Source organism: Photobacterium sp. R1, assembly GCF_054600795.1.
In genome coordinates this window covers 1-235 of sequence record NZ_BAAHZP010001002.1, presented here as the reverse complement: position 1 = coordinate 235, position 235 = coordinate 1, and the positions used below count along the sequence as shown (strand labels likewise).

The window sequence follows — 235 nt, the reverse complement described above, 5'->3', positions numbered from 1 at the left end:
AACGGCCGCGAGAATTTGTAACGGGTACTCCAGCAGCAGGCCGAGATTTACCGCCATACCGACAGAGATAAAAAACAGGCCGAGCAGCAACCCTTTAAACGGCTCGATGGCAATTTCCAGCTCATGCCGGTACTCGCTTTCCGCCAGCAGCACCCCGGCCAGAAAAGTACCCAGCGCCATCGACAGGCCGAGAATTTCCATGCCCAGCGCAATACCTATCACCAGCAGCAGAGCC

At 56.6% G+C, this 235-nt stretch carries 1 protein-coding gene; it reads right to left on the bottom strand.

The window, feature by feature from the left end:
• The coding region (locus tag ACYP03_RS28075) for a cation:proton antiporter domain-containing protein (RefSeq protein WP_459782947.1) at nucleotides 1–235 on the bottom strand (235 nt) is incomplete at both ends.